At 57.2% G+C, this 14943-nt stretch carries 12 protein-coding genes and 1 pseudogene; 10 read left to right on the forward strand and 3 right to left on the reverse strand.

All coding sequences use genetic code 11. The features are described 5' to 3' along the window. The first annotated feature begins 339 nt into the window (after positions 1 to 339). From V8P77_RS23075 to V8P77_RS23090, 4 genes are read left to right on the forward strand one after another with little or no spacing between them, the layout of a single operon-like run. A complete protein-coding gene (locus tag V8P77_RS23075) occupies positions 340 to 1206 on the forward strand; it encodes a WecB/TagA/CpsF family glycosyltransferase (RefSeq protein ID WP_335914424.1) in 867 nt (288 codons plus the stop codon). 7 nt (positions 1207 to 1213) lie between these two features. Further along, positions 1214 to 2707 (forward strand): sugar transferase, encoded by a 1494-nt coding sequence (locus V8P77_RS23080; protein ID WP_335914425.1) that lies wholly within the window; start codon positions 1214 to 1216, stop codon positions 2705 to 2707. A 45-nt stretch (positions 2708 to 2752) separates the two neighbouring features. Beyond that, entirely contained in the window at positions 2753 to 3796 is a 1044-nt protein-coding gene (locus tag V8P77_RS23085; RefSeq protein WP_335914426.1) for a UDP-glucuronic acid decarboxylase family protein, read from the forward strand. Between the two features lie 4 nt (positions 3797 to 3800). Then, positions 3801 to 5642 (forward strand): glycosyltransferase family protein, encoded by a 1842-nt coding sequence (locus V8P77_RS23090; protein WP_335914427.1) that lies wholly within the window; start codon positions 3801 to 3803, stop codon positions 5640 to 5642. 277 nt (positions 5643 to 5919) lie between these two features. Here V8P77_RS23090 and V8P77_RS23095 read toward each other — a convergent pair whose 3' ends face one another. Next, the gene (locus V8P77_RS23095) at positions 5920 to 6699 is read right to left on the reverse strand and encodes a LuxR C-terminal-related transcriptional regulator (protein WP_335914428.1); all 780 of its coding nucleotides are present in this window, start codon (positions 6697 to 6699) and stop codon (positions 5920 to 5922) included. Positions 6700 to 7250: 551 nt separating this feature from the next. Here V8P77_RS23095 and V8P77_RS23100 point away from each other — a divergent pair. The 6 genes from V8P77_RS23100 to V8P77_RS23125 are packed head-to-tail and all read left to right on the forward strand — an operon-like array spanning position 7251 to position 12782. Next, positions 7251 to 7754, forward strand: a complete 504-nt coding sequence (locus V8P77_RS23100; protein ID WP_335914429.1) for an acyltransferase — start codon at positions 7251 to 7253, stop codon at positions 7752 to 7754. After that, positions 7754 to 8791: a Gfo/Idh/MocA family protein gene (locus tag V8P77_RS23105; RefSeq protein WP_003549404.1), complete on the forward strand. Its 1038-nt coding sequence runs from the start codon at positions 7754 to 7756 to the stop codon at positions 8789 to 8791. Before V8P77_RS23100 ends, V8P77_RS23105 begins: the two co-directional genes overlap by 1 nt. Then, on the forward strand, positions 8788 to 9891 hold the full coding sequence (locus V8P77_RS23110) for a DegT/DnrJ/EryC1/StrS family aminotransferase (protein ID WP_335914430.1): 1104 nt from the start codon (positions 8788 to 8790) through the stop codon (positions 9889 to 9891). Before V8P77_RS23105 ends, V8P77_RS23110 begins: the two co-directional genes overlap by 4 nt. Further along, positions 9881 to 10600, forward strand: a complete 720-nt coding sequence (locus tag V8P77_RS23115; RefSeq protein WP_335914431.1) for an acyltransferase — start codon at positions 9881 to 9883, stop codon at positions 10598 to 10600. Before V8P77_RS23110 ends, V8P77_RS23115 begins: the two co-directional genes overlap by 11 nt. Beyond that, positions 10597 to 11571 (forward strand): NAD-dependent epimerase/dehydratase family protein, encoded by a 975-nt coding sequence (locus tag V8P77_RS23120; protein WP_164047363.1) that lies wholly within the window; start codon positions 10597 to 10599, stop codon positions 11569 to 11571. The genes V8P77_RS23115 and V8P77_RS23120 overlap by 4 nt, the downstream gene beginning before the upstream one ends. Next, on the forward strand, positions 11568 to 12782 hold the full coding sequence (locus V8P77_RS23125) for a DegT/DnrJ/EryC1/StrS family aminotransferase (protein ID WP_335914432.1): 1215 nt from the start codon (positions 11568 to 11570) through the stop codon (positions 12780 to 12782). Before V8P77_RS23120 ends, V8P77_RS23125 begins: the two co-directional genes overlap by 4 nt. A 72-nt stretch (positions 12783 to 12854) precedes the next feature. On the opposite strand, the pseudogene V8P77_RS23130 reads toward V8P77_RS23125, so the two are convergent. After that, a pseudogene (locus V8P77_RS23130) lies at positions 12855 to 13289 on the reverse strand (O-antigen translocase); the annotation flags it as partial. Between the two features lie 4 nt (positions 13290 to 13293). Next, entirely contained in the window at positions 13294 to 14607 is a 1314-nt protein-coding gene (locus V8P77_RS23135) for a polysaccharide biosynthesis/export family protein (RefSeq protein ID WP_335914433.1), read from the reverse strand. Between the last annotated feature and the right edge of the window lie 336 nt (positions 14608 to 14943).

The following is a 14943-nucleotide window of genomic DNA, read 5'->3' on the forward strand; positions in this document are numbered from 1 at the left end:
AGCTCGGACCGATCGCCAGCCGAGCCGTCATCTCGCCTGTTGGGATCCCCATATCTCTCTCCCGGCTCATGCGCACTCAATCCCGGCCTTATCTGCGCGAAAGCGACTATCTTCTTCGACTTTGCGACGGTCAAACGCTCTTTCGCCACAGCCTCATCAAAAAGAGCACGTGGCAAGCTGTAGGGGTACATTGCCTTACTCCAAATATTGTAACTTATCCCCGCGTAAGGCGTAGAATTATGAAGTCTCATCTACGTCCAATAGTTGGAACGGCAAGTATGGAGGCAATCGTCCTTACAGCATATTCTGATGACAGTTTAGATCGCGAAAGCGTAGGTCATGAGAAAGCAATCAGCAGACAGCAGTCAAGATTCAGTTCTCAACCAAACGACTTCTTTGGAATGTATTAATGTCCTTGGCGTTCGCATTTCGGCAGTTAATCTCAAGAGTGCCACCGGACTTATTCAAAAAGCGATCGAAGACGGCAGGAAGGAATATGTGTGCGTTCGCGACGCGCACGGCGTGGTCCGGTGTCAAGATGATCCCGAGCTCCGGTCGATACATAACCGAGCTTTCCTCGTAACACCCGATGGCATGCCGTTGGTATGGGCATTGAAGCGTGCCGGTCATGCGGAAAGCGACAGGGTCTATGGACCTGACCTGATGTTATCCGTTTTCGATGCCGGCAGCTCCAAGGGCTTGCGCCACTTCCTTTACGGCGCAACGGCCGAAACGCTCGAACAGCTGCAGGCGCGCCTTCTCGCAAAATTTCCGCAAGCACGGATCGTCGGCTCCTATGCGCCACCTTTTCGCAAATTGTCGACGCGGGAGGAAACGGAGATTGCTGACCAGCTCAATCGATCGGGCGCCGATATCATCTGGGTCGGGCTGAGCAGTCCCAAGCAGGAACTCTGGATGGCGCGCATGCGCGATCGTCTGGAAGCATCGATGCTCATCGGTGTCGGAGCCGCATTCGATTTCCACGCCGGCCTCAAGCGGCAGGCTCCAAGGATCATTCAAAGAAGCGGCTTCGAATGGGCGTTTCGTCTTTTATGCGAGCCGCGACGGTTGTGGCGGCGCTATGCGGTCGTCGTGCCGACCTTCATCTCACTGACGGCATTCCAGAGACTGGGCCTTCGAAAGTTTCCGATCGAAGACGCGGTTTTTGGACCAAGCGCGCCAAAAGAAGCAGCTGCAAAGGTGTAAAGCCATCATGTCCTTATTTGCGTCGCCAGCAATGACACCGGGTCCGTCGAAGGCAGCCACATCAAATGACATGACGTCGCGGGCGATTGCGGCAGGTTCCGTGCCGCCCATCGCAGCTAAGACCGCCGATCCCTTTGACCGGGCAGGGCTGTACATGCCCGTCGCACTACGGCGTCGGCTTCCTCGGCTTGCAACCTCGTCCTTCCTAGTCGCCGGCGACATTGCAAGCTATTTGGTTGCCTATTTTGTTGTCCTGTCCTTTTTCCCCAGTGGTTTGGAGGGCACGCTGGCGGAGCGTACATTCACGATCGCAGCATTCGCCGCGATTATTCTTTACACATCGGCCGGCCTCTATCCTGGGTATCGGTTGCATGACCACGAACATCTGCGGCGGCGCACTATCGCTGCCGTCAAAGTGGCTGTCCTGGCGGCGTTTGGAGCAATTATCCTGCCGGAGGGGGAACGGCTGCTGCTTGCCGTCATTGGGTTCCTCGCTCTCGGGCTGATTGTTCAGCCACTTGTGCACTGGATTGCACGAGGCCTGTGCTGGAGACTTGGAATCTGGGGGGACCGCGCGGTTGTCATAGGAGCGCGCAACCTTACTCCGCCGCTCGTTGCCCATTTCAAGAACCACTGGCAGTATGGCATCAGGCCGGAGCCCTTTTCCCCCGATACTCTGGAGGCATTGCTCGATGGCGGGCCGTCCATTGCCGTGATTGCGGGCGACACAGGCTTGCTTGGTCCCGAGTTGGCGGCGATGCGTCGGAAGTTCGCCGAAGTCATTTTGCTGTCCGACACGCCGAGCCTCAAGGTGAGCGGATTGCAGCCTGCGGATGTTGGCGGAGAGATCGGTATTCGCCTCACCACTTCTGGGAGTTCGGTCAACTCGCATCTGGTTCGCCGGATCCTCGATCTCGCAATCGCCATCCCTGCAACGATCGTGGTCGCGCCATTCATCGCGATTGCAGCGGCCGCAATCTATGCCATCGATCCGGGGCCTGTCTTCTTCCGGCATGCCAGGGAAGGACTGTCCGGCAAGCCGGTGCACGTCCTGAAATTGAGGACGATGTACCAAGATGCAGAACAGCGCCTTGAAGCGCTGTTCCGAGACGACCCTACCATGTCCGCCGAGTGGTTGAGTCACTTCAAGCTCAAGGACGATCCGCGCATCCTTCCGGTAATAGGACATATGCTGCGCGCTTCGAGCATCGACGAGCTCCCGCAACTGGTGAACATCATTGCAGGGGATATGGCCTTCGTGGGACCACGCCCGTTTCCAGAGTATCACCTTTCAGCGATGGATAGCGAATTTCGTGCCAAGCGGCGTTCGGTAACACCGGGGCTGACGGGCCTCTGGCAGATATCCGAACGAAGCAATGCGGATATCGAACTGCAGCAGCAACTCGACGAGTTCTACATCGACAACCGGTCGCTGTGGCTCGACTGCCAAATTCTTCTCAGCACAATCCCTGCGGTCTTCAAGCGCAGGGGAGCCTACTGACCATCCTCGCTTCCGCGGGGCAACCATCAACAACGGAGCATACCAATGCACGGACAAAAGCGAATTATGGTAACCGGCGGCACCGGGTTTCTGGGATCATTCCTGTGCGAAAGGCTTCTGCGAGAGGGAAATGACGTCCTCTGCGTGGACAATTACTACACCGGTTCGCGCGACAATGTGCTGCATCTTCTTGACGATCCTCGCTTCGAGGTGCTCCGCCATGACATTACCTTCCCACTTTATGTGGAGGTCGACGAGATCTACAACCTCGCCTGCCCGGCATCTCCGGTCCACTATCAGCACGACCCCGTGCAGACCGTGAAGACTAATGTGCACGGAGCCATCAATATGCTCGGCTTGGCAAAGCGCACCAAGGCGAAGATCTTCCAGGCATCCACAAGCGAAGTTTATGGCGATCCTGCCGTCCACCCTCAACCCGAGGAGTATCGAGGCAGCGTCAGTCCCATAGGCCCGCGAGCATGCTATGACGAAGGCAAGCGGTGCGCAGAGACGCTGTTCTTCGATTATCATCGTCAATATGGTGTGGAAATTCGGGTGGCGCGGATCTTCAATACCTACGGGCCGCGCATGCAGACCAATGACGGCCGTGTCGTCTCCAATTTCATCGTTCAGGCGCTTCGAAACGAGCCGATCACCATCTTTGGCAACGGCAGGCAAACACGATCGTTCTGCTATGTAGACGACCTGATTGACGGCTTTATCCGTCTGATGGGCGCGCCCACTGGGGTCACAGGCCCCATCAATCTCGGCAACCCCGGAGAATTCCAGGTCCGTGAATTGGCAGAAATGGTGATCGAAATGACCGGATCGAAGTCCGGCATCGTCTTCAAGGATCTGCCGGTTGACGATCCGACACAGCGCAAGCCCGATATCAGCCGCGCAACGCAACAACTGGGCTGGCAGCCGAAGGTGAACCTTCGTGAGGGGCTTGAGAGAACGATCGCCTATTTCGAGTGGAAGCTTTCCGGCGGCGCAAGGAACTGGCCCAGCGTCAAGTCCTCGCAAGAGGCTTATTCGCATCTGGCGTCTGCGAACGTCGAACTCACTGCTCCTGAAGCCATTCGATAGGGACATGAATAGCAACGTTAATGATCGAAAGCCGCGGCTCGTTTTTTTTCAATGGGACCATCAGCCCAATGCGAACGCGGCCGGTTACCTGCTGCTGCACATGCAGCAGCAGGTCAAATGCCTCGCAACACATTTCGATGTCGTCGTCATTAATCGCGACTGCGATTATGCAGAGATATGCGACAGGTACGAGCCGGATCTGACGCTGTTTGAAAGCGGTTATCGGTCGCATGGCTCGCGTCGGATAAAAGTCACCAACACCAATACCCATATCGCCGTTCCGAAGCTTGGCCTTCATAACGCCGACGCATGGTGCGATCGACGCGCGGGCTTCCTTTCCGATATGGAGCAGTGGGGCATCGAGGCGTATTTCGCGATCGCAACGATGACTCCGGAATATATGCCGGCGGTGAAGGAGAATCTGTTCGTCTGGCCAAATTTCATCGATCCCGAAGTCTACCACGACTATGGCCAGCAAAAGGTCATCCCGGCCATGCTCACAGGTCAGGCCTACGGCCTTTATCCCTGGCGACAGACGGTCTTTCCGATAATCCGCGACCGTTACCCCTGCCTGGTCTCGCCGCAACACGCCTATGAGAGCAAGCTAGCTTCCCAGCACCTGTCTGGAGAGGCTTATGCGCGTGCGCTCAACGCGAGCCTCGTCGTCCCCACATGCGGCACTATGGGCGGCGAGGTGGTACGCAAGCATTTTGAGATCCCCGGGGCAAAGGCCTGTCTCGTGACGGAACGCACGGCAGCCGTGGAGGCAGCCGGCTTTGTCGACATGGAGAACTGTGTCTTTGTCGACGGCCGCAACGTCGTCGAGCGACTGGATTACCTTTTTGCCCATCCCGACGAAATGCGGCGTATCACGACAGCCGGTTACAGTTTGATCCATTCGTGTCATACACTGAGCCACAGGCCGCAAATATATCAGTGGTTCATGCTGAACAACGGCCTGCAGTTCGGTGAAAAGATCATCCAGTCCGGCCCCTTCGGCGATCTTACAAAGGTCCAGCGGATCTCCAAGCAAGAGAGCGTCCATGTCGTGGGGGAAGCGAGCGATCGCGCTTTGCTGAAGCAGGGCGACCTGCTTCTCGAGCAGGGCAGGGTGGGGGAAGCCAAGCAGTGCTACGCGCGCTGCCTGGACTATGTATCCTACCTGCCCGAAGCCAAATTCCGCCTTGCCATCTGTGCATTGCAGGAGGGCGACGCCGAGCGCGCCTATGACCTTCTGGTGGACCTGGTCAAGGTGACCATGACCGAATATGGGGCACTCAACCCGGATCCGGTCGAGTGGGCGTACTTCCTTCTCGCTTTGATCTGCAGAGGCCAGTTTGAGCGGGCGCGGAGGCTGCAAGATTTCTATCCATCTCTATCCCACGACGAATTCAGGCGCGCGCGCCTCGTCATCGCGCAACTCGGTCGCTCAGGCGATGGGGTCGTCTCGGGACGGTATGGCAGGGATCGAAAAAGCATTCATCAGATTCCCGATCGGAACGATTCCGAGTGGCTTGCATGGTTCTCCGATATTCTTGAGCGGTGTCAGCAGCCAGATCTTGCAAATGTTCTTCGTCACGCTCCCGTCGGCGGAAGCGACGCCGGCGAGAAAGTAACATTTCTACACTTCAAACGTGATGCTGGTTGGCGTCTGCGACTATATTCAGGCGTCGATGGCCTGATGGTCAGACTGCGCCTGAATGGCCTGCGGCCGAATGTACCTCCGCTGCCTGAGTTCCGATACTTCTGGCATCTTGCGCGCGGTCTGGTCCCCCATTCGCAGAGAGGCCCGTTGCGCAGGATCCGAACAGCGCTTTCCAGGCTTCCTGTGGGCACCGGCAATTAATTGCATGTCGCCCCGAGTGTGCAGCGGTTCGGGGATAACGATATGCATGAAAACAAACAGCTAAAGCGCATCGCATGAATCAAATTCAATGCGATGCGCTTTAGCTGGGAAAATCGCACATGCAGACCGCCTCACCTGGAGAGGCGTGCATGACAAACTTCCCAGGTGAGGCTGAAGATGCAATCGTGGGCTCGCTGGCGCATTTGGCGCGCAGCCACCGAGGATGTTTAGCGCGAGAATGCGCTCGTGTGATGCGATGCAGGATCGGCCGACCGCATCAGCACAGGCTGCTTGCCGCAGAACTGCCCGAAAGAAAAAGATCGTTGAGCTTGAACACGACTTCCGTTCTGTTCGTCGCTTTGACCTTTTTCATAATATTGCGAACATGCACCTTTACAGTGCTTTCTCGCAGGTTGAGCTCATAAGCGATAATTTTGTTTGCTTTTCCGCGTCGGAGCGCCTCCACGACTTCGACCTGACGATCCGTGAATATGCCGGATAGCGGGCGTGCGGTCGAATTGCTCGAGTCCAGCAAGTGACGCATGGCGAACAGGGCGCTTGCAGGCACAAAAATTCCTCCTGCCACCGACAGCGCGATCAGCTCCATACAGACGCTGACGCTGACTGAGGCGGGTATGAACCCCTTGGCTCCGTACTCAAGTGCCCGAACGATTTGACCGAAATCGTCGCTATCGGCCAATACGATGAGTGGCGTCGATGCGAATTCCGACGAAAGCTTCCGGATTTGCTCGGAAACGGTCGGTTCATCGATCTTTTTGCCGCCGACGTTCAAGAGGATTGCCGAAAGCGGAGGATATTCGTCGCGCTTCTGCTTCCACTCCTCAATTGATCCAAAAGCCAGAATCTGCAAATCCGCTTTTTGGGCAGCCATGCATTGCGCCAGGCATTGACGATCAAGCTCACGATTATCGAGAATGACAAGCGAATGCGTGTGTCTTCCCGGCACGGCAGGTGTGTTCGAATTATTTTCTAGCCTGAGGGGAAGAGCTCCGGTCTCCTGCCTGAGGTCCAAATTCGGTATAAGTGCTGAATTCACAGCTTCACCCTCCCCTAACACGTTACGCTCAACTAAGGCCCGAGTACCAACCCCTCTCAATACGGGGGTTTAGGAAACTCTAAAGTAGGAATCGAATACCACAATTCGCCGATCGTTACAGTAGCTAATATAGGCTAAGTACTACGCAGATTCCATAATTGGATAAGATATTGAAGATAAGCCTGAGTATAGACCTAGGTCTTACTAGAGAGATTGCGGGATAGTCTCTGTTGTTGCGTCGCCGTTTGGCGATGAATCCCTAAATGCATGGAAACCATCGCTGTCTCCGACGTAAGCCAGCCGACGAGTGTGGGAGGTAACCCCACTACCAATGATGGTCAGGGGCATAAACCAGGGCGTAAGTCGTCTTAAGGAGATACGCCTTTCGGCGGATAAGCTTAAACGTTTTGTTTCTTTACTCAGATGAAGAAAACAATTCTCTTTGGAATGGAGAGAAGTATTTGCCCTGTTGGTGTGAAACCTTGGACGCAATCGAACGATTATTTGTTTGACTGAAAATCGGGCCTGTTAGGAGTAGGGAGTTTGCAGGGATGATTGCATCAAACGTCAAGCTGGGTGAAGGCAGCGTCATCCACCATCGAGATCTTGTGAATCTCTACGGCTGCACGATCGGAGCGGGAACGCGCATCGGCACGTTCGTTGAGATTCAGAAAAACGTCCTAGTCGGAAAAAGCTGCAAGATCTCCAGCCATTCCTTCCTCTGTGAGGGCGTGACGCTGGAAGACGGCGTCTTCATAGGCCACGGGGTCATGTTTACGAATGACATATACCCGCGCGCCGTCAATCCGGATAGCAGCCTTCAGACGGAAGCCGACTGGATTGTCGTCCCGACCCTGGTCAAGCGCTATGCGTCGATCGGCAGCAACGCCACCATTCTGCCCGGCGTCACGATCGGAGAGGCTGCGCAGGTCGGCGCCGGAGCGGTTGTAACAAAGGATGTGCCCGATGGCGCCATTGTGGCTGGCGTTCCGGCCAGGATGATCGGTCGCGTTAATGACGGGCCAGTCGACATGCACGCGTTGGAGGGAATGTGATGATCGGCATCGCTGTTGTTGGGTATGGATATTGGGGGCCGAATCTGGTTCGCAACATCTCGGAGGCAGCCGGAGCGCACCTCGTTTCTGTCTGTGATCTCAATGTTGACCGGTTGGCGGCTGTCAAAAGCCGCTACCCCGCCGTGACGATCACCGATGATTTCGAGGAAGTGCTGCGTGATCCAAGAGTGGATGCCATCGCTATCGCGACGCCGGTCTTCACCCATTTCAAGCTCGCAATGCAGGCTATGATGGCCGGAAAGCATGTCTTCGTCGAAAAGCCGATGGCATCGACGACGGAGGAAGCCTCGCGGATGGTCGAAGAGGCCACACGCCGACGCCTCGTGCTGGCGGTGGATCATACCTTCGTCCACACCGGCGCCGTCCGCAAGATGCGCGAACTGGTCGAGAACGGCTTGGGCGACATGTATTATTATGACTCGGTTCGGGTCAATTTGGGGCTCTTTCAGCATGATGTCAGCGTCATCTGGGACCTCGCGGTGCATGATCTCTCCATCCTGGACCATGTTGTGCAGGAAAGGCCGGTGGCTGTTTCAGCGACAGGCATGAGCCATGTACTCGGCGAGCCGGAAAACATCGCCTATCTGACGCTCTTCTTCGAAAGCAAGCTCATCGCACACATCCACGTCAATTGGCTGGCGCCGGTCAAGGTGCGCCGCACGCTGATCGGTGGCAGCAACAAGATGGTCGTCTACGACGATCTGGAGCCCAGCGAAAAGATCAAGGTCTACGACAAGGGCATCACGCTGAACCCCAATTCTCAGGCTTACGGCGAGAAGGTCCATCAGATGATGGTTGGCTATCGCAGCGGCGACATGTGGGCGCCCAAGCTCGATATGACCGAAGCACTGAAACGCGAACTGGATCAGTTCGTCGAGTGCATCGAGCAGAATTCGCGGCCCATTACGGACGGCCATGCCGGCCTGCGCGTCGTTCGCATTCTGGAAGCAGCAAGCCGGTCGTTAGCCCAGCGCGGTCGCATCATCGAGCTCGAAGAGGCAAGGCGCATCGCATGATCCCCTTCCTAGACATTAAGGCACAATATCAATCAATCAAGGGTGAGATCGACGCCGCCGTGCTCGGCGTCCTCGCCTCGGGGCAGTACGTATTGGGCGACGAGGTCGCGCATTTCGAGCAGGAATTCGCAGACTATTGCAACGCCAAGCATGCGATAGCCGTCAACACCGGAACGAGCGCCTTGCATCTTGCCCTGCTTGCGGCGGGCGTTGGTCCCGTCGATGAGGTCATTACCGTGCCATTCACGTTCGTCGCAACCGTGTCGGCGATCTGCTACACGGGCGCACGACCCGTGTTCGTCGATGTTGAGCCCGTGACACTCACGATGGATCCGGCTGAGGTCGAGGCAAAGATTACCCCCCGGACCAAGGCCATTGTTCCCGTCCATCTCTACGGTCAAATGGCCGATATGGACGCGATCAAGGCAATTGCCGACCGCCACGGGATACCCGTCATCGAAGACGCCTGCCAGGCCCATGGGGCGCAATACAAAGGCCACCGCGCCGGCAGTATCGGCCTATCCGGTTGCTTCAGCTTCTATCCGGGCAAAAACCTCGGCGCCTGCGGCGAGGGGGGTATGGTCGTTACCAATGACGATGATCAGGCCAAGACGATGCGCATGCTTCGAGACTGGGGTCAGGAGCAACGCTATCACCATCTGCTGAAGGGCTTTAACTATCGCATGGACGCCATTCAAGGCGCGATCCTGCGTGTCAAGCTCCGGCACCTTGAAGCCTGGACCGAGGCGCGTCGCACGCATGCGCGCCGCTACTCTTCGCTGCTTGCCGGATCGACGGTTTTGACGACCCCCGTCGAAGCAACCGACCGGCGTCACGTCTATCATGTCTATGCCATAAGAAGCCGCGATCGCGATGGGCTTCAACGTCTGCTCAGCGCGGAAGGCATTCCGTCCGGGCTCCATTATCCCATCCCTGTTCATCTGCAGAAAGCCCATGCCGACCTTGGTTACCAGGCCGGGGACTTCCCTGTTTCGGAAGCCGCCGCACGGGAGGTCCTCTCGCTGCCGATCTATCCAGAGATGCCTGTACGACACGTCGACCAGGTGGCCGCCGCGCTGGAGTACGCCTATGTCAGTTAACCGCGCCGGCGAGGCTCGACTGGTGCAGGCGGTCCATGGTCGCCATGAAAGACCGGCAGATCCTGACTACCAAACTGGGTTGGTCGAAGAGCTCAGGCAATCATACGGGCGCGCTGGCCTGATAGACCTCTACGGTCGTTTCGCCACAGGCGACGGTGTCGTCGACACACTGATGCGGAAAGCCATTTGGCAAGCGATCGCGCGGAGCTGCGGCACGGGACTGCAGGTTGCTGGCGGCGCCGGTTTCAAACATCCGGAAACGTTTGAAATCGGCAACGGCGTGTTCATCGGCGCCCAGGCCTATATCCAGGGACGCTTCGACGGCACTTGCGTGATCGGCGACAATGTCTGGATCGGCCCGATGGCCTATTTCGACGCACGCGACCTGGTTATCGAGGATTGTGTCGGCTGGGGTCCTGGCGCCAAAGTACTTGGGTCGACCCACACCGCACTGCCGCTGGATGTGCCGATCATTCGCACGGATCTCGAAATCAAGCCGGTCCGCATCGGCGCATGGGCCGATATTGGAACGAACGCAACAATTCTTCCCGGCGTGAGCATCGGGAAGGGGGCGATCGTTGGAGCGGGCGCAGTCGTTGTCTCCGATGTCGAACCGTTTTCAGTCGTAGCGGGCGTGCCGGCGAAGTTCATACGCTGGCGCACGGAAGCCGATCCTGTGCTCGATATATCGCATGGAGGAAGATCGTGAGAGATCAACGGGTACTCATTACCGGCGGAGCCGGCCTGATCGGGTCGCATATCGCCGATCTCGTCGCATTGGAGAAGCCGCGCGAGATTATCATCCTCGACAACTTCGTGCGCGGACGCCGGGACAATCTCAGCACGGCAATAGCTGGCGGGTCCGTCAACATCATCGAGGGAGATATCCGTGACAGAGCGTTGCTCGCGAAAACCTTCGAGGGCGTGGACATCGTCTTTCACCAGGCGGCCATCCGCATCACGCAATGCGCCGAAGACCCACGGCTTGCCTTCGATGTGCTGGCCGAGGGCACGTTCAACGTTCTCGAAGCTGCCGTAAAGGCAGGCGTGTCGAAGGTCGTCGCTGCCTCTTCAGCCTCTGTTCTGGGCTTGGCCGAAAGCTTTCCGACCACCGAAGCGCATCATCCCTATAATAACAGGACGATCTATGGCGCGGCTAAGACGTTTAACGAGGGGCTGCTTCGCAGCTTTGCGGAGATGTACGGCCTGCGCTATGTGGCGCTGCGCTATTTCAACGTATACGGGCCGCGGATGGACGTCTACGGCGCCTATACCGAAGTGTTGATCCGCTGGATGGAGCGTCTGGCGACCGGAATGCCACCCCTCATCTATGGAGACGGCAGCCAGACGATGGACTTCGTCGATGCACGTGACATCGCCCGGGCAAACCTGCTGGCTGCGAAGAGCGATGTCACGGATGAAGTGTTCAATGTCGCGAGCGGCGAGGAAATAAGCCTCCTGCAACTTGCGCAGATGCTGAGCAGCATCATGGGGGTCTCACTCGAACCGCAGCACAAAGAAGCCCGCACGGTCAACGGCGTAACCCGTCGTCTTGCCGATATCAGCAAGGCCGAGAAACTCCTGGGCTTCAAAGCGGAAATATCGATGGAACAAGGGCTTCGCGACCTTGTCGCCTGGTGGCAGATGAAGACCGCTGCGGCAGGAGGGCAAGCTGCATGAGCCCGTCTCTATCAACGATTCCGGTCGCCAAGCCCGTCCTCGGAGAAGAGGAGGCTGAGGCCGCGCGCCGCGTCATTATGTCAGGATGGGTAACGCAGGGACCGGAAGTCGCGGCCTTCGAGGGCGAATTCGCAGCCTTTGTCGGCGCTGCACATGCCTGCGCCGTTTCAAACTGCACGACCGCACTGCATCTCGCCTTGATGGCGGTCGATGTCGGTGACGGCGATGAAGTCATCACGGTCAGTCACTCGTTCATCGCCACCGCGAACGCCGTTCGATACTGCAATGCGGTGCCTGTCTTCGTCGATATCGAGGCAGATGGTTACAATATCGACCCCAGCCTGATCGAAGCGGCCATCACGCCTCGCACTAAGGCAATCCTATGTGTGCATCAGCTTGGCATGCCCTGCGATCTCCGCTCGATCGTGGAGCTCGGCAAGCGCCATCAGATCCCGGTTATCGAAGATGCGGCATGCGCGACGGGAAGCGAAATCCTGTGGGATGGGCGTTGGGAAAAGATCGGCAAGTCGCATGGTGACATTGCCTGTTTCTCCTTTCATCCCCGGAAGGTCGTCACGACAGGTGATGGTGGCATGCTGACCACTGCCAATCCCGAATATGACCGGAAATTCCGGCTGTGGCGTCAGCATGGCATGAGCGTTACCGATGCTGTTCGCCATGGCTCGAAACAGGTGATTTTCGAAGACTATGACGAATTGGGCTACAACTACCGTATGACGGACCTTCAGGCTGCCGTCGGAAGGGAGCAGTTGCGGCGGTTGCCGGGGCTGATTGCACAGCGGAGGCGGCTTGCTGCGCAATATTGTGAGCGCCTGTCTACGATCCCTGGGATCTCACCGGTCGAGCCGCATTGGGCTCGCAGCAACTGGCAGAGCTTTTGCGTGAGACTATCTGATGCCGTCGACCAGCGGACGGTCATGCAGGCATTGCTCGATCAAGGGATCTCGACCCGGCGCGGTGTGATGAATATTCATCTGGAAGGTGCCTATTCCGACCAGAGTTCTCATCGCGCTGCCACAAGTCTGAAGCGAGGCGTGGCAGCGCAACGGCAAACGATAGTTCTGCCGCTTTATGCGCAGATGACGGATCTCGACATCATCAGGGTTGTTGAAGCACTTCGAAGCTCATTGGCTGAGGCCGCCAGCCTACCCGCCGCCGTACAGCACGATCGGGACATCGCTCTTGTGTAATTTCCTGATTGCGTGATGCAATCTTCGTTGTGCCGCAGGGCCTGATGCGCATCGCCTTGATGCGCATTTTTGTTAGGCGAATTTCGCGATCCATCCTCTAATCACTGCGGGCATCACCTCGGGTGGAAGAAGCTGGATCAGCATGCGAAGCGAGTAGATCCCCGTCAGAACGACGGCCAAGGCGTCGATCCCGATCACCGGCCACAATGCCAAGGCCCAAAACGCCACGAATACCAACACCGATGCAGGCAGGAAAAGCAGCACGTGCCTGCGGTTGGCTGCGGATCCGCGGAAGCCGGTAAGCCGCCGCACGATCACGTAAATGAGGATGCTATGCCAGACGTAGAGGCCGAAAAATGCCATGCCGGCTCCTGGCGTGCCGAACTTCGATACGAAGTGCCATGCCAGCCCTACATGCACGAGCGTGGCCGCCACCTCCGTCCAGAAGAAAATGGTTTGTGCACGCTTCGCCAAGATGATGAAACCCATCGGCCACGCGATGATCCGCGGGTCACTGGCTTGCCTGACTGGCGTGTGTCTCAGTTTCACGCGGCAGGTCGGCAGGGGCGGCCCGAGACACCCCATCCGCAATGCGGGTCCGAACGACCCTCACAACATCACCCGGGATCAGTGCCGTTGTTTCGGAGGCCTGGAACTGCCTGATTTGGCCTTCGCTTCGCCGGCTCACCGTAAACGTCAGCGGGAGCGCCTCGTCTGTGATATTCGAGCTCCCCCCTGCCGCGAGGTCATCGAGAAGCAGTTTTTGCGTCATCTCGCGCTTCAATTTAAGCTGGTCGAGACGTGCCTGTTCCGACTGCAATTCGGAAGCGACTTCGCTTCGCCGCGTATCATAGAGCCCCTCAAGATTTCGCGTTGTCTCACTGATCGCCTGACGGCCCCGCATGATGGCGGTGACAAGGTCGAGCCGATTGGAGCGGTAGGTGGTGAGCAACCGTTCCAGATCCAATTGACGCGACGAAACGGTGAGGCCTTTCGTGACCAGCGTTTTGACGCTGGTCAGCTGGTCCTCAATCGATTTGATATTGTCCTCCGAGCCCTGCACCTTCTCGCCCAGCATGCCGACTTCACTATTCAAAAGATCGCGCAATTCCGTGAGCGCCTTCGACTGCCTGTCCAGCGCATTTGCGCGAGCCTGAAAAATGACCCGTTCCTCGTTGTATATTCCCGCGGCGTATTGCTGATCGACGCCGAGCGTCCGATCGAACGTTATCTCCTTTGCCCCGGTCATCTCTGCTTGGAGCCGTGCTAATTTGGCAGTGCTGCGCAGCAGGGAGTGGTCGATTTCCCGCAATTCGCCTGCGAGTTTGATCGTCTGCGATTGCTGCAGACTTGTGGCGCGGAACGGGCCGCCGCCCAGTGCTAGTGATTGCAGGACGGTCAGTCCAGGGCGGAATTTGTATTCCCCGGGATTGGTTACGTCTCCTACGACGTAGATTGGCGGGTATTCGAGAATTTCGATGGTGACCGCAGGTGCCTGAACCAATCCGATTTTTTCCTGCAGGCGCTTGGCAATCTCGCTTGTGAGGTCGGTGTTATCGAGATTGCTGACCGAAAGGGATCCAAGAAACGGCAGAAAGACTGCGCCGTCATCGGAGACCGTGTATTCGCCGCCAAGCGCATCCCAGCGTTCATATTGTCCTTTGGACTGCATCCATTGGACGATCGTCAGGCGGATTTTCGTTTGCGGAGTCAAGGGGACGCTATCGGCGAGAGCTGGCGACACAGCTCCGGCAAGAAATGCGAGTGCACCGATGACAAACGTCGCGCGAAAGAACACGTGGGGGGCGCGGTGCGATGAATTCATTTATATATCTCGCCTGCAAAACATCCTTAAAGGGATGCTGGTCCAACTGCCTTGAGTCTGTTCGCACGCCGGACGACAAGTCCGAAGCCGCTTCCCTAGTGTGCAGCCTGGCGACGCCTTGAGGAAGGGTGGAGATCGTTTATTTTGCCTCATCACTATTGATGAGGTGGGGCGGGTACTTCAGCCTAAATCCAGCAGCCGAAAGGCGGTCTAAGCCGGGCCAATTGGCCGTTGAGGGAAACCTACTAAGGGACTATAAAGCTTCTCGATAGGTCGTTGCAGAAAGCCGGTTTCGTACCGTCATCGGAAGGCTCTGAAATTATGGGCTCCCGAAAC

It is taken from the genome of Rhizobium aouanii (genome assembly GCF_037002925.1).
GTDB classification, from domain to species: domain Bacteria; phylum Pseudomonadota; class Alphaproteobacteria; order Rhizobiales; family Rhizobiaceae; genus Rhizobium; species Rhizobium aouanii.

Coding starts and splice junctions, on each gene's coding strand:
- V8P77_RS23115 (WP_335914431.1), top strand. CDS start 9,881: ATGTCAGTTAACCGCGCCGGCGAGGCTCGACTGGTGCAGGCGGTCCAT.
- V8P77_RS23090 (WP_335914427.1), top strand. CDS start 3,801: ATGAATAGCAACGTTAATGATCGAAAGCCGCGGCTCGTTTTTTTTCAA.
- V8P77_RS23125 (WP_335914432.1), top strand. CDS start 11,568: ATGAGCCCGTCTCTATCAACGATTCCGGTCGCCAAGCCCGTCCTCGGA.
- V8P77_RS23085 (WP_335914426.1), top strand. CDS start 2,753: ATGCACGGACAAAAGCGAATTATGGTAACCGGCGGCACCGGGTTTCTG.
- V8P77_RS23075 (WP_335914424.1), top strand. CDS start 340: ATGAGAAAGCAATCAGCAGACAGCAGTCAAGATTCAGTTCTCAACCAA.
- V8P77_RS23100 (WP_335914429.1), top strand. CDS start 7,251: ATGATTGCATCAAACGTCAAGCTGGGTGAAGGCAGCGTCATCCACCAT.
- V8P77_RS23080 (WP_335914425.1), top strand. CDS start 1,214: ATGTCCTTATTTGCGTCGCCAGCAATGACACCGGGTCCGTCGAAGGCA.
- V8P77_RS23110 (WP_335914430.1), top strand. CDS start 8,788: ATGATCCCCTTCCTAGACATTAAGGCACAATATCAATCAATCAAGGGT.
- V8P77_RS23105 (WP_003549404.1), top strand. CDS start 7,754: ATGATCGGCATCGCTGTTGTTGGGTATGGATATTGGGGGCCGAATCTG.
- V8P77_RS23135 (WP_335914433.1), bottom strand. CDS start 14,607: ATGAATTCATCGCACCGCGCCCCCCACGTGTTCTTTCGCGCGACGTTT.